We start from the raw sequence: 22,749 nt of genomic DNA, 5'->3' as shown, positions 1-22,749 counted from the left end.
ATCTTTGATCATTCTTATCGTTCTGTTAGGGTTAATGTGCGGTAAACAACCGGCGCGAGCGATGGTAATATCGGCTTTATTTCGTCGGATTCTCCGGGATTAACTGTTGTGTTACCCGCAAGACTTAAGCTTCGCGAAAATTGACCATCTATATTTGAACGCCCGAGGTTTGTCTCGGTTACGGAGCCTGCATGAACGGCGATCGCATTGACGACAGGGATGTGGATATCGATCTTGCGCAGCTTGTCGCAGCCATATGGCAGCGCAAGGGGCGGATCGCGGCGATCACGCTTCTGGCCGGAGGCACCGCCTTCGTGATCTCAAGCATGATGTCGCCCGCCTATAAGGGCGAGGCGCGCGTGCTCATCGAATCCCGCACGGCCTCCTTCGGCGCCTCGCAGCAGTCCAATGCGCCCGCCGAGCCGGTTCTTGATGAATTGACCGTTTCCAGCCAGGTGCAGATCCTGCAATCGGTCGATCTCATCAAACAGGTCGCGAAAGACATGAAGCTTTATGAGCTTGATGAGTTCGATCCGGAGGCCCATCCTTCGCTCATCTCGCAGCTGCTGGTCGCCGTCGGCGTCAAGAAGGACCCGCTTCAGGTGTTGCCCGAGGAGCGGGTGCTGACGGCCTTCCGGGAAAAGCTGCAGGTCTATCAGGTCGAAAGTTCGCGCGTCATCACTGTCGAGTTTTCCTCGCAGGACCCGAAGCTCGCCGCCGCCATCCCCAATGCGATGATGAAGGCCTATATCGCCCTGCAAAGCGGCGCAAAGCTGGATACAAGCACGGAAGCGGCGCGCTGGCTGGAGCCGGAAATCGCCAATCTGCGCGAAAAGGTGCGCGAGGCCGACAGGAAGGTCGCGGATTACCGCGCCTCCGCCGATCTTCTCTCGGCAGGGCAGGGCGAAACGCTTGCCACCCGCCAGCTCAGCGATATCTCCACCGAACTTGGCCGTATCCGTGGCGAGCGCGCCAATGCGGAAGCGCGGGCGGAAGGCGTGCGCAGCGCGCTTGCTAACGGCCGTCCGCTTGATACTTTCCCCGATGTCGTTGGTTCCCCGACGATCCAGAGGCTGAAGGAAAACGAGACGACGATCCGCAGCCAGATTTCCGATCTCTCGTCTTCGATGCTGGAAGGCCATCCGCGCATCCGTGCGCTGCGCAATCAGCTTGACGGCATTCAGCGGCAGATTCAGGAAGAAACCCGCAAGGTGCTGGCAAGTCTCGAAAACGAGGCCAATGTTTCGCGTCTGCGGGAACGGCAACTGGTTCAGCAGCTGAACATGCTGAAATCGGAAAGCGTTCGTGCCGGCGAACAGCAGGTCGGTCTCAACGATCTGGAGCGGGAAGCTTCTGCGCAAAGGCAGCTTCTGGAAACCTATCTTGCCCGTTACCGCGAAGCGACTTCGCGCGCCGGTTCGGTGGATTCCACGCCGGCCGATGCGCGCGTCATCTCGACGGCGGTGGAGCCGCGCGCACCCTATTTCCCTAAGACCGGCGCCATCACCATCGTCGTGACGTTGGCGGCCTTTCTGCTGTCCTGCATCGTCGTCATGCTGGTGGAGCTCTTCACCGGCCGGGCCTTGAAGCCGTTGGGCAGGAACCAAGTTCCGCCGCTCTCCGATCCGCCTTCTCCTTCCCGTTCTCCAGCCGATCCGGACAAAACGACGGACGTGCCGGAACAGCCTGTAGTCGCGCGCCATGAAGCGATACAGCCTGCTGCGCGAGCCATGCCGGTCGCCGCATACCAGCCCGTTGCCGAAGAGGAAGAACGGCGTGTACCGGCCGCCGCTGCGGCCGCCATACCGGCCCTGCCGGTGGAGGATGTCACGGCTCCGAAAGAGGAGGCAGTGGAGGAGGAGGTCGACGCCAATGACGACTTCTCCATTAGCGCCGTTGCAGGTTTCCTGGCTACCCGCCTTGCCAAGCCGGTCGCCGCGATCGTGTCTCCGGCCGGTGATAGCGGTTCGACCACGACCGTCATGCTGGCGCGTGCTCTGTCCGAAATGGGTCGTTCGGTCGTTCTCGTCGACATGACGGCGTCAGCCTGTCCGACGCGATTGATGGCGCCGGAGGCTGGACTTCCCGGTGTGATGGACCTTCTGGCGGGCGCGGCCGCCTTTGGTGAAACCATTCACGGCGACCGCCTGTCCGACGCCCATATTGTGCCGCGTGGCAATGCGCAGCCGCGCGAGGCCATGCGTGCGATTGACCGTCTGACGATGATCCTCGGCGCGCTCTCCGACGCTTACGATACCGTCCTCGTCGAGTGCGGCGCGGTACAGATCTCGAGCCTCGGGAAAATGCTGCGCAACCTGCCGGCGGAAATTATCGTCTCGGTTCCGGGCAAGGATAGCGAATTGTTGGAAAAGACGCTCGGTGAACTGGTTGCCGAGGGTTATGGACAGGCGCTGCCGCTGACCGGCATGCGCAAGCCGGACCATCTGAGCGCGGCCTGAGGCGCCGCATACCTACAGCGCCGGCAACTCAGTCGGCGGCGCTGTCCATCTTCGGCCGTCCGGCGCGAAACCGCTGTATCAACGCATAAAGCGCCGGATTGGATTTGATCAGGCTCTTCGTCCGGGCGATGGCGACATAGGCCGAGGCCGCAACGCGACCCTTCAACGTCACCGGCAGGAATATATCGTGCTGCACGGTGAAAAGCGGGCACCAACTGCGCTTGTAGAGCTGGTCGCCGACGCCGAAATCGAAGATTGCCGCCTTTTCGCGGCAGGCCCTTTCGATCATCAACCAGAACAGCAATTCACCGGGGCTGAGTTCCGAAACGGATTCATCGATCGAACCGAACTGGCAGATGATGTGATCCTGCTTGCGTGAAAGTCCGGCTATCGCGGCGATGACGCCCTCGTTTTCGCCATGCAGGCGAATGGCGTGCAGCTCCAGCAGGCTGTCCGTGCCTGTCTGTGGGAAATTGGCGAGATCGTAGAAGAAATCCTTCACCGACTGATCGCGAAACACATCCGGAATGCCCTGCGAGGCGAAACGGGCGGCCTTTTGGCGGAAAAACGCCTGCAACATTTCGTATTTTTCCTGTGACGATTGCGCGATCATATGGCTGTAGCCGCCCATTTCCTCGGCCCTTCGGCTCTGGATACGGAATTTCTTCCGTCGCCTCTTGGCATTGACCTGCCGAAGCGTGGCCTCGAAACTTTCGAGCAGGGGAAGCTGGAAGGCCGGATTCTGGTTTTCGACGGAAGCAAGATGCGAGAGGGGATTGGTCCTGTCGCGCCACCTCAGCGGTATGTTGTGCAAAGCCAGAATATCGGCTCGACCATGCAACAGCTTCCGCGCCTCCCGGGCAATCGCCGCCGCGATTTCCTGTCCGGCCTGTCCGGCAAAGGAGGGGTCGAAAAGCCCCGTATTGATATTGTTGAAACGGCCGCCGGGAAAACGCGCCTTGCGAACGCCGCCTTCCATTACGATTTCGAGAGGCAGCAGAAAGATCGTCTTGCCGCGTTGCCGGCCGCGAAGCGTCAGGAGCGCGCTATCCTGCGTTTGTGCCCAAATGGAGCACCAGCCGAAACTCTGATGCAGCGAATTGAGCGGATCGTTTTCCAGCCGCTCCCAGTCGACGCGGATGGTGGAGGCGTCATCGACCAGATCAATCAACAGACGATCAGCACCCCGCCGCTCGTTTTGCACGGCGGTCGGCGCTTGCTCGTCGCTGATAAAGACCGGCCCCTCAGCCGCCATCCACTCTCTCCGGTTGTTTCGGTCGGACTATATCGCTGAGCGGCAAACAATCGGTTTATAAAATTGCGACCTCAGGGTGTCATGCAATGGCCGGCGCTTAACCCTGTTTTTTGGGTCCGGCCATCCATTTGATGATCAGCATCGCCGGCAGAACCCACAGGATTCCGGTCAGCACGAAATAAGCGAGATGCACCCACCAGGGCGATTGCGCCAGCGCCGCCGATGCAATGGCCGTCGCCACCACGGCGTAAACGACGACGAGGCAGATGATGACGATAGTGCCGATGAGCGATCTGAGGCGAGGGTGCATGAAATCTTCCGTGATTGAACAACTGGCCGACTATACCGCCGCGACCGGATGCCGCAAACCCTGAGGCCTTGTTTTGTGGTGCCGGTTGGGGCTAATCAACATGACTGTATGAGGGAGACCTGAAAGATGCGTTCGAGCGGCATGACGATGGCAAATGGTTCTGCGGATATGGTGGTGGAGGCTGCCCTGCAGAAACAGGAGAAGGACCGCCGCCTGCTGCGCATCTGGCTTCGCGTCGTGCTCTTCACGCTCTTCTGTCTGGTCCTCGTCGGCGGCGCCACGCGGCTTACCGAATCCGGCCTGTCGATTACCGAATGGAAGCCGATCCATGGCGCCATTCCGCCGCTTTCCGTCGCCGAATGGGAAGAGGAATTCCAGCTCTACAAGCGCATTCCCCAATATCAGGAAATCAACAAGGGTATGTCGCTCGACGAGTTCAAGACGATTTTCTGGTGGGAATGGGCGCATCGCCTGCTTGCCCGCACCATCGGCCTCATCTTCGCTTTGCCGCTCGCCTTTTTCTGGCTGACCGGCCGCGTCGAAAAGCGCCTGCGCCTGCCGCTCGTTGGCCTTCTGGCGCTTGGCGGTTTTCAGGGCTTCATCGGCTGGTGGATGGTATCGTCAGGCCTCGTCAACCGCACGGATGTCTCGCAATATCGGCTTGCTACGCATCTGACCATTGCCTGCCTCATCTTTGCGGGCTGCATGTGGATATTGCGCGGCCTGTCGCACCACTCGCCCGACGCCGCCGACGAAAAGACGGGCAGGGGCTTTGCCGCGCTGCTGACTGTGCTCTGTCTCTTCCAGATCTATCTCGGCGCATTGGTGGCGGGGCTGAATGCCGGCCTTTCCTACAATACCTGGCCGCTAATGGACGGCTCACTGGTGCCGGGCGACCTCTTCCTGCAACAACCCTGGTGGATCAACCTCTTCGAGAACCCCAAGACGGTGCAATTCGTCCACCGCCTCGGCGCCTATACGCTGTTTGCCGCCACGCTTTGGCATATGGTGTCCTTGGCTCGCGCCTTGCCCGGTACGCCACATGCCCGCCGGGCGGTGCTGTTCTTCGTGCTCGTCTCCATTCAGGCGGGGCTCGGCATCACCACGCTGCTCATGCACGTGGATATTCATGTGGCGCTCGCCCATCAGGGCATGGCGCTGATTGTGCTGGGTTTCGCCGTCGCCCACTGGCGCGGTTTCATTGGCGAATATCCGGCCCCCGTTGCGGTCGAAGTCAGGGACTGAGGCGGCTTAGAACTGCCCGAGCACCGTTTTGATGGCGGCCGCGACGGCGAGTTCGTTGTCGCGCTCTTCCGCATTGCCGTCCTCTTCGTGCCACGCAGCGGAAAGGCAGCCATAAGCGAAAGCATATTGCAGCAATAGCTTTTCGTCCCGTTGCAGCGCCTTCGCAAAAATCGCTGCCATTGAGGCGATACGCGCCTCGCTGCGGGTAAGGTCGAAACGGTCGAGTGGGTTGGAGAACATATTGGCGACATCGAGAGCCGCATCGCCAATCAGGCCGGCCGGATCGATGATGATCCAGCCGCGTTCACTGCGCATAATGTTTTCGTGATGCAGATCGCCGTGCAGCGGCTTCACATCCCGCTGCCGGTCGATCAGCGCCTGCGCCAGCGTGGCCGCCTCGATATAGGGGCTGTCCATGCCGTCGGTGCGATCCTGCTCGGCCTTGCGAAACAGGCTCTCGAAATAGAGCGGCAGCGTCAGCAGGCTCGAAGGCGGCTTCTGCTGCGATGGCTGATGATATTTTAGCAGGACATCGGCGGCGATTTCCGTGGCGGCATCGTCGTCGCCGTCGCGAAACAGCAGGTCGCGCAGGGTCTCCGTACCGGCGTGTTCCATCAGCAGAATATCGTCGGAGCGGTCGAGCAGTTCCACACAGCCGATGCCGGCGCGCCATGCGATGAAATCCGCGCCGCGAAGGCTGTCCTTCAATACTTTCTTTTTCAGAACCTTGGCAACAGCGAGGGAACCATCGCCGCGCGTAAGCTCGTACACCACCCCGGCCGGCGTATCGGCAATAGACTTCGCGGCCTCGATATTCCACGAGGCCGGAAAAGAGGGCGGGGCAATCTTCATGAGAAAAGTCTCATGCAGAGAGCATCAGCTCCATGTTCTGTACCGCTGCGCCAGACGCGCCCTTGCCGAGATTGTCGAGCAGCGCCACGAGGTTGATATGCTCACCGCCGGGCGTACCGAAGACGAAAAGCTTCATCGTATCCTTGCCCGCCAGTTCCTCCGCATCGATGCGGGAGAGCCCCTTGCTTTCAGCAAGCGGCACCACACTGACAATGTCCTGGCCCGCATAATGGGCGGTCAGCGCCGCGTGGATAGTTTCGATGGTCGTGCCTTCCTTCAGGTCGGCAGCAAACAGCGGCACCTGCACGATCATCCCCTGCGGGAAACGACCGACGGAGGGCGAAAACAGCGGTGCACGGTCGAGCTGACCATGAATGGTCATCTCCGGCACATGCTTGTGCTTGAGCGTCAGGCCATAAAGGAAATTATTGGCGCTGATGGCGTCATCGCGGCTCTGGTCTTCCATCTGGGCAATCATCTGCTTGCCGCCGCCAGTGTAACCGGAAACCGCATTGACGCTGACCGGATAACCGTCAGGCAGAACGCCGGCGGCGCGCAGCGGGCGCAGAAGGGCGATCGCGCCGGTCGGATAGCAGCCCGGGTTGGCGACGAGGCGGGCGGAACGAACCTTCTCGCCCTGTTCCTTATCCATTTCGGCAAACCCATAGGCCCAGTCCTGATGGACACGATAGGCGGTCGAGGTATCGATAATGCGGACATTGTTATTGCCGGCCACCATCGAGACCGCTTCCCGGGAAGCATCGTCCGGCAGGCAGAGGATCGAAATGTCGGCATTGTTGAGCATATCCTCGCGCATCGCCGCATTGCGGCGCTCGGCCTCGGGTATGGACAGCAGCTCGATATCGCGGCGACCGGCAAGGCGCGTGCGGATCTGCAGACCCGTGGTGCCGTGTTCGCCATCGATGAAGATCTTCGCTGTCATGTCCTTGTCCTGACTTTTCAGAGTGTTGCGAGGGTATTCGGAATCAGTTTGGCAAGCGCCGTTATCTTTGTCAGCCAGCTTTCGCCAGCCGTTCGGCACGCAGGGCAAGCATATACATTGCAACGGTCGCTCCGGCAATGGCGGTAATATCCGCATGGTCGTAGGCGGGCGCGACCTCCACCACGTCCGAGCCGCGAATATCGAGCTGTCCAAGCCCGCGCAAAACGGAGAGAGTTTTCGCACTGGTCGGCCCGCCAGCGACTGGCGTGCCTGTTCCCGGCGCAAATGCGGGATCGAGGCAATCGATATCGAAGGTCAGATAAGCGGGCATGCCGGCCGTGTGCTTGACGATCAGCGAGGCGATATCGCTTGCCCGCATTTCCTCCACCTCGTAACCATGGAGAATGCGAATGCCGAAATCCTCGGGCGCATGGGTGCGGATACCGATCTGGATCGAGCGGTCGGGGTCGATCAGCCCGTCGCGCACGGCGCGCGCCACGAAGGAGCCGTGGTCGATGCGCTTGCCGTCGTCGAACCAGGTGTCCTGATGTGCGTCGAACTGCACCAGCGCCAGCGGGCCGTGCTTCGCGACATGCGCCTTCAAAAGCGGCCAAGTAATGAAATGATCGCCGCCGAGCGTCAGCAGATAATCTGTCTTGGAGATGATCTTTCGCGCTTCCTTTTCGATCGTATCAGGTGTCTTCCAGTGATTGCCGTAATCGAGCAGACAGTCGCCGTAATCTATGGTCGGCATTTGGGCAAAAAGATCACGCGCGAAAGGATATTGTGGATCATTGTCGAAGATCGCCGAGGCGCGGCGGATGGCCTGCGGCCCGAAACGGGCGCCCGGCCGGTTGGAGGTGGCCGCATCGAAGGGGATGCCCCAAATGGCCGTCGATACACCCTTGAGGTTCTTGGTATATTTGCGCCGCATGAAGGAGAGGACGCCCGCATGGGTCGGGTCGGTGGCGGCCGATGTCAGGGTCGTTGCGGTGAAGGCATGGTCGATGGTTTTGGACGGCATTGATCACCCCATTGCGATTTTGCGCCGAGGTTGCTGTCTTCCTGCTAAAAAAACAAGGGAGGCGATTATGAAAAAAAAGGCGGAGCCGAAGCCCCGCCTTTCGAAGTTCTGAACGAACCGTTCTGAGAAGCGATTAGCGCTTGGAGAACTGGAACGAACGGCGGGCCTTGGCCTTACCGTACTTCTTACGCTCGACAACGCGGCTGTCGCGGGTCAGGAAGCCACCCTTCTTCAGAACGGAGCGCAGGCCCGGTTCGAAGTAGGTGAGGGCCTTGGACAGACCGTGACGAACGGCGCCGGCCTGACCGGACAGACCACCACCGGCAACGGTGGCGATGATGTCGAACTGACCCGTGCGGGCAGCGGCGACGATCGGCTGCTGAAGGATCATCTGCAGAACCGGACGGGCGAAATACGTGGTGAAATCGCGGCCGTTGATGATGATCTTGCCAGAACCGGCCTTGACCCATACGCGGGCTACGGCGTTCTTGCGCTTGCCGGTCGCGTAGGAGCGGCCGAGGGTGTCAACCTTGCGGACATGCACGGGAGCCGAAGCTTCCGATGCCGGGGCGAGGTCTTTCAGAGAGGAAAGATCGGCCATTATCAGGCGCTCCTTACGTTCTTCTTGTTAAGCGCGGCAACGTCGAGAACGGTGGGCTGCTGTGCTTCGTGCGGATGGTTCGAGCCGGCGTAAACGCGCAGGTTCTTCATCTGGCGACGGCCGAGCGGGCCGCGCGGGATCATGCGCTCGACGGCCTTTTCAACGACGCGCTCCGGGAAGCGGCCTTCGATGATCTGGCGAGCCGTACGCTCCTTGATGCCACCCGGATGACCGGTGTGCCAGTAGTACTTCTTGTCGGAATACTTCTTGCCGGTGAGGGCAACCTTTTCCGCATTGATAACGATGACGTTGTCGCCATCATCAACGTGGGGGGTGTAGGTAGCCTTGTGCTTGCCGCGCAGGCGGGTTGCAACGATGGTGGCGAGGCGACCAACAACGAGGCCTTCGGCGTCGATGATGACCCACTTCTTCTCCACCTCAGCGGGCTTCTGAACGAAAGTAGACATGAATTTCACTTTCTAACGTGGACCCGTCATCCTCTTGCATGAAGAGCATACGGGCGTTTCTTGTTGCTTGGTTTGGTTGCCGTGAAAGACAACCGCAAATGACCCAATTCCGGCTGGAATCCGATCTGGCGCGCTTATACGGTGCGCGAACGAAAGCGTCAATATGACGGATTTTGGAGGCTATAAAAATAAGATATAAAAAACAATGACTTGATAATGGGGTATTATTTTACCCCATAAAGCGGGGCCGTTTTACCCCAGTCGCATCACCAGAACGCCTGCTGCAATGATGCCTCCGGCAAGATAACGCCAGACGCTGGCGCGTTCCTTCAGGATCACCACGGAGATCACCAGTGCAAAGAGAATGGAGGTTTCCCGGAGCGCCGCGACGACCGCGACAGGCGCCTTGGTCATGGCGTAGAGCGCCAGCCCGTAAGAGAGAATGGAGCCGCCGCCGCCGATCAGTCCGCGCCGCCAGTTGCGCCGGGCATGGTTTGCGACCGGGCCCACACCGCGCCGGTAAAGGGCAAAGCCGAAAAGCAGCACGGGCGGCAGAAGCGACATCCACAGCGTATAGGAGATGGCGTTGCCGGAAAGCCTTGCGCCGACACCGTCGACGAAGGTGTAGGATCCGATCACGAAGGCGTTGAGCAGGGCGACCATGATCGCCTTTCCGCCGCCGCGCCGCGCCTCGAAAGCGAGCGTCAGGATGCCGACTGAGATGACGGCGATGCCGGCAAGCGCCACCGGGCTCAAAATCTCGCTCAGGAACAGACTGCTCGTCGCAGCGACGATCAGGGGCGCCACGCCGCGCATGACGGGGTAGACAAGGCCGATGTCGCCGATCGTATAGGCGGCGGCGACAAGCCGGAAATAGGCGAATTGCAGAACGGCCGAAGCGATCAGGAAAGGAATGGCGACCGGAGCTGGAAATGGCAGGAAAGGCAGAAACGGCAGCGAACAGGCCGCAGCGCCCGCCGCGATCAGCGAGGCGTCCAGCGATTTGTCGGATCCGGCTTTGACCAGCGCATTCCATCCGGCATGCAGCATCGCGCCCATGAGCACCAGAAGAAGAATGTCAAATGTCACAATAGAGACTCGCTCGCGGGCTACCTTGGGCAACCTACAGCATCGGTTCGAAAACCGGAATCGATTTTCGCTACGCCCGGCAAGCCTTTCCCAATTGTTCGCGTACACGTTTTGCGCGGTGGAGCCGCCCGCAAATAGCCTGTGATTGCGGCGGATACTGCAACGCGCGTAAACTTTATGCTTTGTGCATGTCACGGATCAGTGGAATGATTTTGCGTCGGGGCGATATGGCCTTCTGCTCACAATTTCATCCGCCAGATGGAGGTAGGAGCGTCGCATGCACAGCTTCTAGTTTCGCGTCGGGATCAATTTTCGCTTAAAATACTACCTGTTTTGTCAAATACCCTGATGGATATCCGACGGCTCCTCGGGCTCTAACTGTATCAATCGGGGGGAAGCGCGCATGAAAAAAAATTTCAAATCCCTCCTGAATCAGGCTCTGTAACGTTGCAGGTTCGTATAAGGATTGATTTACTGAATAACTTTTTGAAAATTAGACATGTCTAATTTTCCTGCGAACGGAATGAAAACAAACAGGAGACGAAGGGCGCATGAATTTCACGCTAATGTTGTTTAAGCCCGCATTTGCGACAATTCGCGTCATTTCGAAAACTGGGCAAGAATAGTCAATAAAACTGGCGTTCTGGCGTTTGGTGAAATCATTTTGCGTGAACGAAAAAAGCGCCTCTTCGCGACATGGAGTCTGCGGTAATGGCGGTCAAACAGATCGGCAGGGGTTCAAGAAAGCGAAGAACCTTCCTAGATGGAAAGGACGGGCGCAACCGGCAGCGTCAGGAATGCGTCGGTGGAATTATGCATGAGACGCCATGCTCGGGCGCTTTTAAATGGCGCACCTGCATTGGTATTCTTCAAACCATGCGATGCTCCAGAAGGGATAAGTTGACATGCAGCATGATAGTTATGAACCCGAGTACCTCAGAAAAATTCTGACTGACGTCAAAACCATCGCCCTGCTGGGTGCTTCTCCCAATCCCGACAGGCCCAGCCACGGCGTGATGCGCTTTCTGCTGTCCAAGGGGTATCGCGTGTTTCCGGTCAATCCTGGCCAGGCGGGCAAGGAGATATTGGGGCAGAAGGTCTATGCCAAACTCGCCGATATTCCCGAGCCGGTGGACATGATCGACGTTTTCCGGGCGCCGGAATATTTGTTGGCCATTGTCGAAGAGGCGATATTGCTGCCTGACCGCCCTTCGGTGATCTGGGGCCAGCTCTCCGTTCGCGATGACAATGCCGCCGCCAAGGCGGAAGCCTATGGCATGGACGTGGTGATGGACCGTTGCCCCGCAATTGAGTATCCGCGTCTCAATATTGCGCGATAGTTGGTACGGATTGCACTTATCATTTGCCGCCAAGGCATTATGATCCCTCCAAAATTCCAATGGAGGAAACATCATGCCGAGCAACAATCCCGGTTTTTCGACGCTGGCCGTTCACGCAGGCGCGCAGCCTGATCCGACCACCGGCGCGCGCGCGACGCCGATTTATCAGACGACGGCCTATGCCTTCCGTGATGCCGATCACGCCGCCGCTTTGTTCGGATTAAAAGAGTTCGGCAACATCTACACCCGTATCATGAACCCCACCCAGGCGGTTCTGGAGGAGCGCGTGGCCGCACTCGAAGGCGGCACGGCGGCGCTCGCCGTCGCTTCCGGCCACGCAGCGCAATTGCTGGTGTTCCATACGCTCATGCAATCCGGCGATAATTTCGTCGCGGCCCGCCAGCTTTATGGCGGCTCGATTAACCAGTTCGGCCACGCCTTCAAGGGTTTCGACTGGCAGGTGCGCTGGGCAGATGCCGCAGATCCGGCAAGCTTCGAGGCGCAGATCGATGATCGTACCCGTGCCGTCTTCATCGAAAGCCTCGCCAATCCGGGCGGTACTTTCGTGGATGTCGCCGCAATCGCCGATGTCGCCCATCGCCACGGCCTGCCGCTCATCGTCGACAACACCATGGCGAGCCCCTATCTGCTGCGCCCGCTGGAGCACGGCGCTGACATCGTGCTGCATTCGCTGACGAAATTCCTTGGCGGACACGGCAATTCCATGGGTGGCATCATTGTCGATGGAGGCACCTTCGACTGGTCGGCGACCGATAGATTTCCGGCGCTGTCGCAGCCGCGACCCGAATATTCCGGTGTCGTTCTGCACCAGACCTTCGGCAATTTCGCCTTCGCCATCGCCTGCCGTGTGCTGGGCTTGCGGGATCTCGGCCCGGCAATCTCACCCTTCAACGCCTTCCTGATCCTGACTGGCATAGAGACGCTGCCGCTGCGCGTTCAGCGCCATTCCGACAATGCGCTCGCCGTCGCGAAATGGCTGAAGGCACATCCCAAAGTCGGCTGGGTGCATTATGCGGGCCTGGAGGACAGCGACAACCATGCCATCCAACAGCATTATTCGCCGAAGGGGGCGGGCTCCGTCTTCACTTTCGGCGTCAAGGGCGGTTATGCCGCCGGCAAGGCGTTGGTGGAAGGGCTGCAGCTTTTTTCGCATCTCGCCAATATCGGCGATACACGCTCGCTCGTCATCCACCCGGCCTCCACCACTCATGCGCAGTTGACGCCGGAACAGCAAACGGCCGCCGGCGCCGGGCCGGATGTGGTGCGCTTGTCGATCGGCATTGAGGACGTCAAGGACATCATCGCCGATCTCGAACAGTCCTTTGAAAAAATCTGAGGACCTGCCGCGATGACAAATCTTGTGTCTTTTAAAAGCAGCGCCGTTGAGGTGGAGCACGGCGCGCCCGCGCCGGAAAGACTGATATCAGGTGATCCCAAATTCACGACATGGAATCTCGAAGAGGCTCCCGGCGGCATCTATGCCGGCATCTGGCAGTCTACGCCGGGCAAATGGCGGGTGGTCTATGATGAATGGGAATATTTCAGCATTCTCGAAGGCCATTCCATCCTGACCGAAGACGGCGGCACACCGCGCGATCTGAGGCCGGGTGACAGGATTGTCCTGCGCCCGGGCTTCACTGGCACCTGGGAGGTCGTGGAAACCACGCGGAAGGATTACGTCATCCGGCTGTGAGGCAGGGTGACGGTTTAAAGCTGCTATTGCTCATCGAATTTGAGAATCGATGGAAGGAGCCCGGGAAAGCGGGCTTCCAAATCCTCGAGACGGACGACGCTGATATTTTCGACGCCGTGTTTATGGGTGCGGATCAATCCGGCCTCACGCAGGATTCGCATATGGCTGGAAAGGGTTGAGCGCGGCATATCCTGGCAGGGCGCTGCCGCGCCACAATTTTGCCCGGCCTCGGACCCCCATAGTTTGCGGATGATGCCCATGCGTGCAGGTTCGCCGAGGGCGGCCAGCACGGCTGTGAGCGATATGTCCTCGCGAGCGGGATGAAAAAACTGAACCATGGGTCGGCTCTAGCATATGGATTGACAGGCTTCAATATTTCAATAAAACCGAAATACCGAATTACGGTTATTCGGAAGTTTAGATATTTATGGAGTTTTTAATGTCTGGAATATTCAACGGGCAAGTGGTCGTCGTCACGGGCGGATCGACCGGCATAGGCTTTTCAGTCGCCAAATTGTTTCTGGAAGGTGGAGCGTCTGCGGTCTATGTGACGGGCCGCAATTCGGCCAATCTCGATGCCGCCATCGCCAAACTCGGGAAGGGGGCAATCGGCTTCGTTTCAGACGTCGCGAAGCTCTCGGACCTGGAACAGCTCAAGAGCCGCATAGAAGCAGACGGGCGGAAAGTGGACATACTGGTCGCCAACGCCGGCATTGCGGAGAATAATGATCTTGGCGAGACCCACGAGGCACTTTACGACCGGATTTTCGATATCAACGTGAAGGGCGTATTCTACACGGTGCAGACCCTGTTGCCCGTGCTGCGCGATGGCGGCTCGATCGTATTGACGGGGTCGATCGTCGGCAACAAGGGCATGGAAAGGCTCAGCGCTTACAATGCCTCGAAAGCGGCGGTTCGGTCATTCGCCCGCAGCTTTGCCAATGACCTGAAGGGGCGCGGAATCCGTGTCAATACGGTCAGCCCAGGTGTCACCCGCACGCCGATCATGGAAAATGGACTGAAGATGGACGATGAAAAGATCGCCGGTTTCAAGGCCTATCTGAAGGATGCGGCACCGATCGGCCGAATGGCCGACCCCGACGAAATCGCCGAGGCCGTGCTGTTTCTGGCGTCTTCCAAGGCTAGCTATATTACCGGCGTGGAACTTTCCGTCGACGGTGGACTGGCGCAGATATAGGGGCGAAGCTTCGTTACCCCGATCTACCAGCTGAGATCGAGCCGCTCCAGACCATGGAAATGATAGACGTCCTTCACCTTGGGCGGCTCGGCGATCTTCAGGCCCGGCAGACGTTTGAAAAGCAGGGGCAGGGCGAGATTGAGCTCCAGTCTTGCAAGCGGTGCGCCGATGCAGAAATGGATGCCGGCGCCGAAGGAGACGTTGGCGCCCTCGTTCCGATCCGGCTGGAAGGCCAGAGGATCGGAAAATTTCGCCGGATCGAGGTTGGCGGCGGCTAGGATGAGGCTGACCTTGTCGCCACGCTTGAACTGCACGCCATCAATCTCGACCGGTTCGAGAACCCAACGCTGGAAGATGTGGACCGGCGCGCAGATGCGCAGCGTTTCCTCGACCGTGCGTTCCGTGGCCGTCTCGTCATGGAAGAGGGTTTCGGGATTGAGGCCGCTCTCCAGAATGATGCGCACGGAATTGCCGATCTGGTGCACCGTCGCCTCATGACCGGCGTTCAATAACACGATGGTGGTGGAGACCAGCTCGTCGTCGGTCAGGTACTGGCCCTTGTGCTCCGTGTGGATCATGTGGCTCAGCAGATCGTCCCTGGGCTCTGCCCGCCGCTCGGCGATCACGCTGCGCACATAGTCTGAAAATTCCTGCGCCGCCTTGTCGGCCAGAAGCTCGTCTTCGGGCGTGCGCTTGAACATGTACATGCCGACATAGGCATGCGACCATTTCAGAAGCTGTGGCCCCATCTCCTCGGGAATGCCGATCATGCGGGCAATCATCGTCACCGGAATGATGTCGGCATAAGAGGAGAGCAGCTCCGTCTCTCCATTCGCTTCGAAGGCGTCGATCAGGCGGTTGGCAAGGTCCTCGATTTCCGGCTTCATCTTGTCGACATGCCGCGAAACGAAGGCGCGGTTGATGAGCGTGCGCAGCCGTGTGTGCTCTGGCGGCTCGAGTTCCAGAAGCGAATGCTGCTCGGCGGCGTCGAAATGCTTCACATGTTCCAGCGGCTGCGGCAGGCCGATTTCCTCGCGGCTAGCCACATGCAGTATCTGCCGTCCGAAGCGGCGGTCGCGCAGAAGGGCGCTGACATGGTCGTAACCGGTGAAGAACCATTGCCGCTGCTCTTCCCAGTAGAAAGTGGGACATTGCGCGTGCAGGGCCGCATAAACCGGGTTCGGATCGTTGTAGAAGGCCGGGTCGCGGGCATCAAGGGAGATGCGGCGGGTGGCGTGGTCGATTTTGAGAAAGGGAAATGTCGCTGTCATGCCCATGGTCTATTCCGCGCGCGGCGCTTTGGGAAGGGAGACAAATCCATTGCGATAACTCTACGCATGTCACTGAATGGTTACATCATCACCGGCCGGCGATGGCAGATATCCGGTTCAGCGCCGCCACCTGGCGGTCGGCATTGTTGTCCATCGGATTTTCGTCGCGGTCCGAAGCTGGCACGACGACATTGGCCGAATTGACATGGATGACGGTCCGGTTGCGCCCGGCCTTCTTGGCGGCATAAAGCGCGCGGTCGGCTTCTGTCATCATCGTATTCAGGTCGGCATCCTTGATCATGGCTTCCGATATGCCGACGCTGGTGGTCACCTCGATACCTTCACCGCGCGAACTGATCTTCGAAAGGCGCAGATTGCTGCGGATGGCTTCCGCAAGCGCCGCGGTGCTGGAAGAGCTTTCCACTTCGGCAACCAGGGCGAATTCTTCGCCGCCCATCCTGACGAAAAGCCCGCGATCGCCGATCGTACGCTGTGCGATATTACAGAAATGCACGAGGACCGCATCGCCGGACTGGTGGCCGTATCTGTCGTTTATCTTCTTGAAATGGTCGATATCGAACAGCACCAGCGCCACGTAACGGCTGGAGGCCGGCGACCTCTTCTTGATGCGCTCAAACTCCTCCAGCAGGCCGCGACGGTTAAGAATGCCGGTCAGATGATCGGTCATGGCGAGCCGGTGAAGGCGCGTTTCTGTGTCTTCCATGATGATCTTGGCGCTGATCATGATGATGGCCGTGAAGCCGAGCATGCCGGAAAAGGCGAGCGCCGATGTCAGAGGAATAGCGTTGGGGGCCGCGGCATTGGCCGGTATGACGATGGATGCGACAAACGCCCCGGCAAAAGCCTGCAGGATCAGAATTGCGGCTAAAACCCGGCGGCTGCGTGAGGCGCGCGCCTTGCTGGCTAGAAGGACGCCGGCGAGCATGAAATAACCGGTGGCGGCACTGGCGTGATAGAGCAGGATGCGGGGCACCATATTTTCACGCACGGGCGGCAGGAACATTCCCGCGATCCACAGCAGAGCCGGAATGGCGACCCAGCCGCCGATTTTCCGCTGCTCGAAACACAGCAGGCCGGCAAGCCAGAACCCGAAGGCGGAAAGTGCGAGCGTATTGCCGACCTGGATGGACAAAAAACTGGAAATATCCCCACGAAGCGCCACCATTACCGTGCCGATGCCCGTGGCGAGGAAACCGGCCGCGAAATAGAGATTATGCCGGCGGGAAGGGCGGTGCAGCCACAGCGTTCCCAAAAGCACGGCAAGGGTGAGCGTCTCCGCCGCCCACAGTAGCGTGCTCGTCTTTGCATCCAGCATTGCAAAATCCTATCTGCGCCATAATGCGGTAAAAGCGGGCCCTTCCGCACGAGGTGCGTTATGCCCGCTGGAATTGTTGAGCTGCCATTTCGCCCGGATGGGCCCATTCCCCAACGGGAACCGGAAATTCGCTGGCCAGTATCGGCAGCAAATACTAACGAGTTCTTGCCGGTGAGAAGTTATATCTGTGCATGGCGGGCGATTTTTGCCGTGGTCGCGCGCCATAGTAAAAAAATGGTGGCAGCGTGGGAAAGAGGCCCGGCTGGCGCCGCCCGGTCCGAAAGCCCTGTCAACCTCGGCCTGAAAGGCCTGCAAACGCTGTTGAGCCGTTAAGGATATGCGGCTTCGTGTCTTGAAGTACGGGGCAGGGACACTCTATGTAGGGAGTATGAAGGTTAGAAGTGATTCCGGAGCGGCTTTCCGCGAAGGGCAGAGTTTGACAAAGGACGGACATGAAAAATCCAGTTGATACCGCCATGGCTCTGGTGCCGATGGTCGTTGAGCAGACCAATCGCGGCGAACGCTCCTACGACATATTTTCCCGTCTTCTCAAGGAACGCATCATTTTCCTCACCGGCCCGGTGGAGGACCAGATGGCGTCGCTCGTCTGCGCGCAGCTGCTTTTCCTCGAGGCTGAAAACCCCAAGAAGGAAATTGCGCTCTACATCAACTCGCCGGGTGGCGTCGTGACCGCCGGTATGGCGATCTACGACACGATGCAGTTCATTCGCCCTGCGGTCTCGACGCTCTGCGTCGGCCAGGCCGCGTCCATGGGCTCGCTGCTTCTCGCCGCCGGTGAAAAGGGAATGCGCTTTGCGACCCCGAACGCCCGCATCATGGTTCACCAGCCTTCCGGCGGTTTCCAGGGGCAGGCATCGGACATCGAGCGCCACGCCCGCGACATCATCAAGATGAAGCGCCGTCTCAATGAAGTCTACGTGAAGCACACCGGCCGTACGCTCGAAGAGGTTGAAAAAACCCTTGATCGCGACCATTTCATGGATGCAGACGAGGCGAAGGACTGGGGCGTGATCGACAAGATCCTGACCTCGCGCCAGGAAATCGAAGGCGCCGTCGCGAATTGAGGCGCGCCGCTTTTGACGTTTGTTTGAAGCCGCAAAAGTAATTTCGGGGCTTTCAACCGCAACAGAAAGCGATATTAGTATATATAAAGGCTATGTTGAGTTTTTATGACGTAGCTAGGTTTGATGGGGAATTCGTTGCAGCCGGGTATCAGCTCATGTATCTGATACCGGTTAGTACCCCGGGAAACGAGGCGGATACGGCGATGCACCCCAAGGGCTGCCGTATCGGCGGGCGGTAAGTTGACCGCGATCCGTTTGGCGGACCTGCGGCGTGCTGGAAGGAAAGAGATATGAGCAAAGTCAGCGGCAGCAACGGCGGCGACTCTAAGAATACACTCTATTGTTCATTCTGCGGCAAGAGCCAGCACGAAGTCCGGAAACTCATTGCCGGACCGACGGTGTTCATCTGTGATGAATGCGTCGAATTGTGCATGGACATCATCCGCGAGGAGAACAAGACGTCTATGGTGAAGTCGCGCGAGGGTGTGCCCACCCCGCAGGACATCATCAAGATCCTCGATGAATATGTCATCGGCCAGAAGCAGGCGAAGAAAATCCTGTCCGTGGCCGTTCACAACCACTACAAGCGCCTTGCGCACGCCTCCAAGAACGGCGATGTCGAGCTGGCGAAGTCGAACATCATGCTCGTCGGTCCGACGGGTTGCGGCAAGACCTATCTTGCCCAGACGCTCGCTCGCATCATCGACGTTCCCTTCACCATGGCGGACGCAACGACGCTGACCGAAGCCGGTTATGTCGGCGAGGACGTGGAAAACATCATCCTGAAGCTGTTGCAGGCTGCGGATTACAATGTCGAGCGCGCCCAGCGCGGCATCGTCTATATCGACGAAGTCGACAAGATTTCCCGCAAGTCGGACAACCCGTCCATCACGCGCGACGTGTCGGGCGAGGGCGTTCAGCAGGCGCTTCTGAAGATCATGGAAGGCACGGTCGCTTCCGTTCCGCCGCAGGGCGGCCGCAAGCATCCGCAGCAGGAGTTCCTGCAGGTGGATACGACCAATATCCTGTTCATCTGCGGCGGCGCATTCGCCGGCCTCGACAAGATCATCTCGGCCAGAGGCGAAAAGACCTCGATCGGCTTCGGTGCGACCGTCAAGGCGGAAGACGATCGTCGTGTGGGCGAAGTGCTGCGCGAGCTGGAGCCGGAAGATCTGGTGAAGTTCGGCCTCATTCCGGAATTCATCGGCCGTCTGCCCGTTCTGGCGACGCTGGAAGACCTGGACGAAGATGCGCTGATCCAGATCCTGTCCGAGCCGAAGAACGCGCTGGTCAAGCAGTATCAGCGCCTGTTCGAGATGGAAGATGTCGAGCTGACCTTCCACGAGGACGCGCTGCGCGAAATCGCTCGCAAGGCGATCACCCGCAAGACCGGTGCCCGCGGCCTGCGCTCGATCATGGAAAAGATCCTGCTGGACACCATGTTCGAACTGCCGACGCTGGAAGGCGTGCGCGAGGTCGTCATTTCCGACGAGGTCGTCAGCGGTGTCGCCCGTCCGCTCTACATTTATGCGGACCGCCAGGAAGAAAAGACCAACGTTTCGGCCTGATCGGCTGATGCAATGTTGGAAGAGATCAGGGCCCGCATCCGTGCGGGCCTTTTCTGTTTGAGCGACCTCACGAAACTTGCGTCTAACTTGACGAAGCCCGATTTTGCGTTTGGAGCGGATTGCGCTTTGCTGATAAAGTCTTACAACTGATTTGCAGCGCGTTATGACGGAAATGTGAATTCCGTCGGCGACCCGGTTCCTGGCCCTTGAGGATAACCGGAATGTCGGGAGTATGAGCCAGCGCTGGGTTTTGTTGAATTTCACGGTCTTGGCGCTCTGCTGGACCGTCTGTTCCGGCGACTTGAAATCGGTGTTTCGAAACTCCACTTTCAGTCTCGAGAAATGAATGCGCCGGATGCCCCAAGCTGTCCGGCAAAGTGTCCCGAAAGGGACCATGGAAAGGAAATGATATGACGAACATCACGTCTGCGGCATCTGGCGGTACCTATCCGGTACTTCCCCTGCGCGACATTGTCGTTTTCCCGCATATGATCGTTCCCCTGTTCGTCGGGCGGGAAAAATCCATCCGTGCGCTCGAGGAAGTCATGGGTTCGGACAAGCAGATCATGCTTGTCACCCAGATCAACGCCAGCGACGACGATCCGGCACCGGAAGCCATCCATAAGGTCGGCACGGTCGCCAATGTCCTGCAGCTCCTGAAGCTTCCCGACGGCACCGTAAAGGTGCTGGTGGAAGGCAAGGGCCGCGCCCAGATCGACAATTACACTGGCCGCGAGGATTTCTATGAAGCCTCCGCGACGCCTTTGCAGGAGCCTGCCGAAGATCCGGTCGAGATCGAAGCGCTTTCGCGTTCGGTCGTGTCCGAATTTGAAAGCTACGTGAAGCTCAACAAGAAGATTTCGCCCGAGGTTGTCGGCGCTGCTGGCCAGATCGACGATTATTCGAAGCTTGCCGATACGGTCGCTTCGCACCTGTCGATCAAGATCACCGAAAAGCAGGAAATGCTGGAAACCGTCAGCGTGAAGCAGCGGCTTGAAAAGGCGCTCGGCTTCATGGAAGGCGAAATTTCCGTGCTGCAGGTCGAGAAGCGCATCCGTTCGCGCGTCAAACGCCAGATGGAAAAGACCCAGCGCGAATATTACCTGAACGAGCAGATGAAGGCGATCCAGAAGGAACTCGGCGACGGCGAAGACGGTCGTGACGAAATGGCCGAACTGGAAGAGCGCATCGCCAAGACCAAGCTTTCCAAGGAGGCCAAGGAAAAGGCCGAGGCGGAAATGAAGAAGCTTCGCCAGATGAGCCCGATGTCGGCGGAAGCCACAGTCGTGCGCAACTATCTGGACTGGCTGCTGGGTCTGCCCTGGGGCAAGAAGTCGAAGATCAAGACCGACCTCAATGCCGCCGAGACGATCCTTGATCAGGATCACTTCGGTCTGGACAAGGTCAAGGAGCGCATTGTCGAATATCTGGCCGTACAGGCCCGTGCTTCCAAAATCCGCGGTCCTATCCTGTGCCTCGTCGGTCCTCCCGGCGTCGGCAAGACCTCGCTTGCCAAGTCGATCGCCAAGGCGACCGGCCGCGAGTATGTCCGCATGGCGCTGGGCGGCGTTCGTGACGAAGCGGAAATCCGCGGTCACCGCCGTACCTATATCGGCTCCATGCCCGGCAAGATCGTCCAGTCGATGAAGAAGGCCAAGAAGGCGAACCCGCTCTTCCTGCTCGACGAAATCGACAAGATGGGCATGGATTTCCGTGGCGATCCGTCGTCGGCACTGCTGGAGGTTCTCGATCCGGAACAGAACTCCACCTTCATGGACCACTACCTTGAAGTGGAATACGACCTGTCCGACGTGATGTTCGTGACCACGGCCAACACGTTGAACATTCCCGGCCCGCTGATGGACCGCATGGAAGTGATCCGCATCGCCGGTTACACGGAAGACGAAAAGCGCGAAATCGCAAAGCGTCACCTGTTGCCCAAGGCGATCAAGGAGCATGCCCTGCGTCCAGAAGAGTTCTCGGTCACCGATGATGCCCTGATGGTCGTCATCCAGCAGTACACCCGCGAAGCGGGCGTGCGCAGCTTCGAACGCGAGCTGATGAAGCTGGCGCGCAAGGCTGTCACCGAGATCATCAAGGGCAAGGTCAAGTCCGTGGAAGTCACCGCTGCAAACGTTCCCGACTATCTGGGCGTGCCGCGGTTCCGCCATGGCGAAGCCGAGCGCGAGGATCAGGTCGGTGTCGTCACCGGTCTAGCCTGGACGGAAGTCGGCGGTGAGTTGCTCACCATCGAAGGCGTGATGATGCCGGGCAAGGGCCGCATGACGGTTACTGGCAACCTCAAGGAAGTGATGAAGGAATCCATTTCGGCGGCGGCCTCTTACGTCCGTTCGCGCGCCGTGGATTTCGGCATCGAACCGCCGCGTTTCGACAAGAGTGACATCCACGTTCACGTTCCAGAAGGCGCAACTCCGAAGGACGGACCGTCTGCCGGTGTTGCCATGGCAACCGCCATCGTCTCCATCATGACCGGTATTCCGGTCTCGAAGGATGTGGCGATGACGGGCGAGATCACGCTTCGTGGTCGCGTGTTGCCGATCGGCGGCCTGAAGGAAAAGCTGCTTGCGGCTCTGCGCGGCGGCATCAAGAAGGTGCTGATCCCGGAAGAAAACGCCAAGGACCTGGCGGAGATTCCGGACAACGTGAAGAACGAGATGGAAATCATTCCGGTGTCGCGCATGGGCGAGGTTATCAAGCACGCCCTTATCCGCCAGCCGGAGCCCATCGAGTGGGACGGCAGCATCGAGACGCCGGTGATCGCAACCGTCGAAGGTGTTGATGACGGCAACCAGACCATCGCGCATTGATGATGCGCATCGTCGCGAAGGCGGGAATCGCCTTTCGCGGCGGGCAGCGCATAGAATCAATGCGTTAGGTGTCGGAGTGCGTGCGCGGTGCTCAGCTCTGCGCAACTGATGCCAAATTGGCACGAATATGTGGAAGGCCGGCAGAAATGTCGGCCTTTTTTGTG

Annotated in this window: 20 protein-coding genes; 9 read left to right on the top strand and 11 right to left on the bottom strand. The window is 59.0% G+C overall.

Translation table 11 applies throughout. From position 1 onward, the window contains the following. Positions 1-191 precede the first annotated feature (191 nt). Positions 192-2,459, top strand: a complete 2,268-nt coding sequence (gene uppB, locus O9X91_RS14200; RefSeq protein ID WP_142912600.1) for a polysaccharide biosynthesis protein UppB — start codon at positions 192-194, stop codon at positions 2,457-2,459. Positions 2,460-2,487: 28 nt separating this feature from the next. Here the strand turns inward: uppB and uppA are convergent, their stop codons facing one another. Beyond that, complete coding sequence (gene uppA / locus O9X91_RS14195; RefSeq protein WP_142912601.1) at positions 2,488-3,714, bottom strand: polysaccharide biosynthesis GNAT family N-acetyltransferase UppA; 1,227 nt, start codon at positions 3,712-3,714, stop codon at positions 2,488-2,490. Between the two features lie 97 nt (positions 3,715-3,811). Beyond that, entirely contained in the window at positions 3,812-4,024 is a 213-nt protein-coding gene (locus tag O9X91_RS14190; RefSeq protein ID WP_020811154.1) for a DUF2842 domain-containing protein, read from the bottom strand. 141 nt (positions 4,025-4,165) lie between these two features. On the opposite strand from O9X91_RS14190, the gene O9X91_RS14185 reads away from it, so the two are divergent. Next, the gene (locus tag O9X91_RS14185; protein WP_162854289.1) at positions 4,166-5,269 is read left to right on the top strand and encodes a COX15/CtaA family protein; all 1,104 of its coding nucleotides are present in this window, start codon (positions 4,166-4,168) and stop codon (positions 5,267-5,269) included. A gap of 6 nt (positions 5,270-5,275) precedes the next feature. Here O9X91_RS14185 and O9X91_RS14180 read toward each other — a convergent pair whose 3' ends face one another. From O9X91_RS14180 to O9X91_RS14155, 6 genes are all read right to left on the bottom strand, one after another. Continuing rightward, complete coding sequence (locus tag O9X91_RS14180) at positions 5,276-6,121, bottom strand: aminoglycoside phosphotransferase family protein (RefSeq protein ID WP_142912602.1); 846 nt, start codon at positions 6,119-6,121, stop codon at positions 5,276-5,278. Between the two features lie 10 nt (positions 6,122-6,131). Continuing rightward, positions 6,132-7,064 carry an N-acetyl-gamma-glutamyl-phosphate reductase gene (argC, locus tag O9X91_RS14175; protein ID WP_142912603.1) on the bottom strand — a complete coding sequence of 311 codons (933 nt, stop codon included), beginning with the start codon at positions 7,062-7,064 and terminating at the stop codon, positions 6,132-6,134. 70 nt (positions 7,065-7,134) lie between these two features. Then, positions 7,135-8,088, bottom strand: a complete 954-nt coding sequence (gene speB, locus O9X91_RS14170) for an agmatinase (RefSeq protein WP_142912604.1) — start codon at positions 8,086-8,088, stop codon at positions 7,135-7,137. 133 nt (positions 8,089-8,221) lie between these two features. Continuing rightward, on the bottom strand, positions 8,222-8,689 hold the full coding sequence (rpsI, locus tag O9X91_RS14165) for a 30S ribosomal protein S9 (protein ID WP_003521540.1): 468 nt from the start codon (positions 8,687-8,689) through the stop codon (positions 8,222-8,224). A 2-nt stretch (positions 8,690-8,691) separates the two neighbouring features. Further along, on the bottom strand, positions 8,692-9,156 hold the full coding sequence (rplM, locus tag O9X91_RS14160) for a 50S ribosomal protein L13 (RefSeq protein ID WP_077982462.1): 465 nt from the start codon (positions 9,154-9,156) through the stop codon (positions 8,692-8,694). A 252-nt stretch (positions 9,157-9,408) separates the two neighbouring features. After that, on the bottom strand, positions 9,409-10,245 hold the full coding sequence (locus O9X91_RS14155) for an EamA family transporter (RefSeq protein ID WP_142912605.1): 837 nt from the start codon (positions 10,243-10,245) through the stop codon (positions 9,409-9,411). Positions 10,246-11,150: 905 nt separating this feature from the next. Between O9X91_RS14155 and O9X91_RS14150 the strand changes: the two genes are divergently transcribed. From O9X91_RS14150 to O9X91_RS14140, 3 genes are all read left to right on the top strand, one after another. After that, positions 11,151-11,585: a CoA-binding protein gene (locus O9X91_RS14150; protein ID WP_077982460.1), complete on the top strand. Its 435-nt coding sequence runs from the start codon at positions 11,151-11,153 to the stop codon at positions 11,583-11,585. Positions 11,586-11,658: 73 nt separating this feature from the next. After that, positions 11,659-12,942, top strand: coding sequence for an O-acetylhomoserine aminocarboxypropyltransferase (locus O9X91_RS14145; RefSeq protein WP_142912606.1), 1,284 nt, complete (start codon positions 11,659-11,661; stop codon positions 12,940-12,942). Between the two features lie 12 nt (positions 12,943-12,954). Continuing rightward, a complete protein-coding gene (locus O9X91_RS14140) occupies positions 12,955-13,299 on the top strand; it encodes a cupin domain-containing protein (protein WP_142912607.1) in 345 nt (114 codons plus the stop codon). Between the two features lie 23 nt (positions 13,300-13,322). Here O9X91_RS14140 and O9X91_RS14135 read toward each other — a convergent pair whose 3' ends face one another. Continuing rightward, positions 13,323-13,637 (bottom strand): ArsR/SmtB family transcription factor, encoded by a 315-nt coding sequence (locus tag O9X91_RS14135; protein WP_080790894.1) that lies wholly within the window; start codon positions 13,635-13,637, stop codon positions 13,323-13,325. 89 nt (positions 13,638-13,726) lie between these two features. Here O9X91_RS14135 and O9X91_RS14130 point away from each other — a divergent pair, with 89 nt between their 5' ends. Further along, positions 13,727-14,497 (top strand): SDR family NAD(P)-dependent oxidoreductase, encoded by a 771-nt coding sequence (locus O9X91_RS14130; protein WP_162520439.1) that lies wholly within the window; start codon positions 13,727-13,729, stop codon positions 14,495-14,497. A 23-nt stretch (positions 14,498-14,520) separates the two neighbouring features. Here the strand turns inward: O9X91_RS14130 and O9X91_RS14125 are convergent, their stop codons facing one another. Then, on the bottom strand, positions 14,521-15,774 hold the full coding sequence (locus O9X91_RS14125; protein ID WP_162520440.1) for a cytochrome P450: 1,254 nt from the start codon (positions 15,772-15,774) through the stop codon (positions 14,521-14,523). Between the two features lie 82 nt (positions 15,775-15,856). Continuing rightward, complete coding sequence (locus tag O9X91_RS14120; protein WP_269833225.1) at positions 15,857-17,104, bottom strand: GGDEF domain-containing protein; 1,248 nt, start codon at positions 17,102-17,104, stop codon at positions 15,857-15,859. A gap of 452 nt (positions 17,105-17,556) precedes the next feature. Here O9X91_RS14120 and clpP point away from each other — a divergent pair, with 452 nt between their 5' ends. The 3 genes from clpP (at position 17,557) to lon (ending at position 22,585) form a co-directional block, all read left to right on the top strand. After that, positions 17,557-18,189, top strand: coding sequence for an ATP-dependent Clp endopeptidase proteolytic subunit ClpP (clpP, locus tag O9X91_RS14115; RefSeq protein ID WP_004441299.1), 633 nt, complete (start codon positions 17,557-17,559; stop codon positions 18,187-18,189). Positions 18,190-18,479: 290 nt separating this feature from the next. After that, positions 18,480-19,757, top strand: a complete 1,278-nt coding sequence (gene clpX, locus O9X91_RS14110; RefSeq protein WP_063951205.1) for an ATP-dependent Clp protease ATP-binding subunit ClpX — start codon at positions 18,480-18,482, stop codon at positions 19,755-19,757. Between the two features lie 410 nt (positions 19,758-20,167). Continuing rightward, the gene (lon, locus tag O9X91_RS14105; RefSeq protein ID WP_077982456.1) at positions 20,168-22,585 is read left to right on the top strand and encodes an endopeptidase La; all 2,418 of its coding nucleotides are present in this window, start codon (positions 20,168-20,170) and stop codon (positions 22,583-22,585) included. The last annotated feature ends 164 nt before the right edge of the window (positions 22,586-22,749 follow it).

Source organism: Agrobacterium salinitolerans (genome assembly GCF_027498475.1).
In the GTDB taxonomy this organism is placed as follows: domain Bacteria; phylum Pseudomonadota; class Alphaproteobacteria; order Rhizobiales; family Rhizobiaceae; genus Agrobacterium; species Agrobacterium salinitolerans.
The sequence above is the reverse complement of the archived record's forward strand: the minus strand, read 5'-3'. Positions and strand labels throughout refer to the sequence as shown.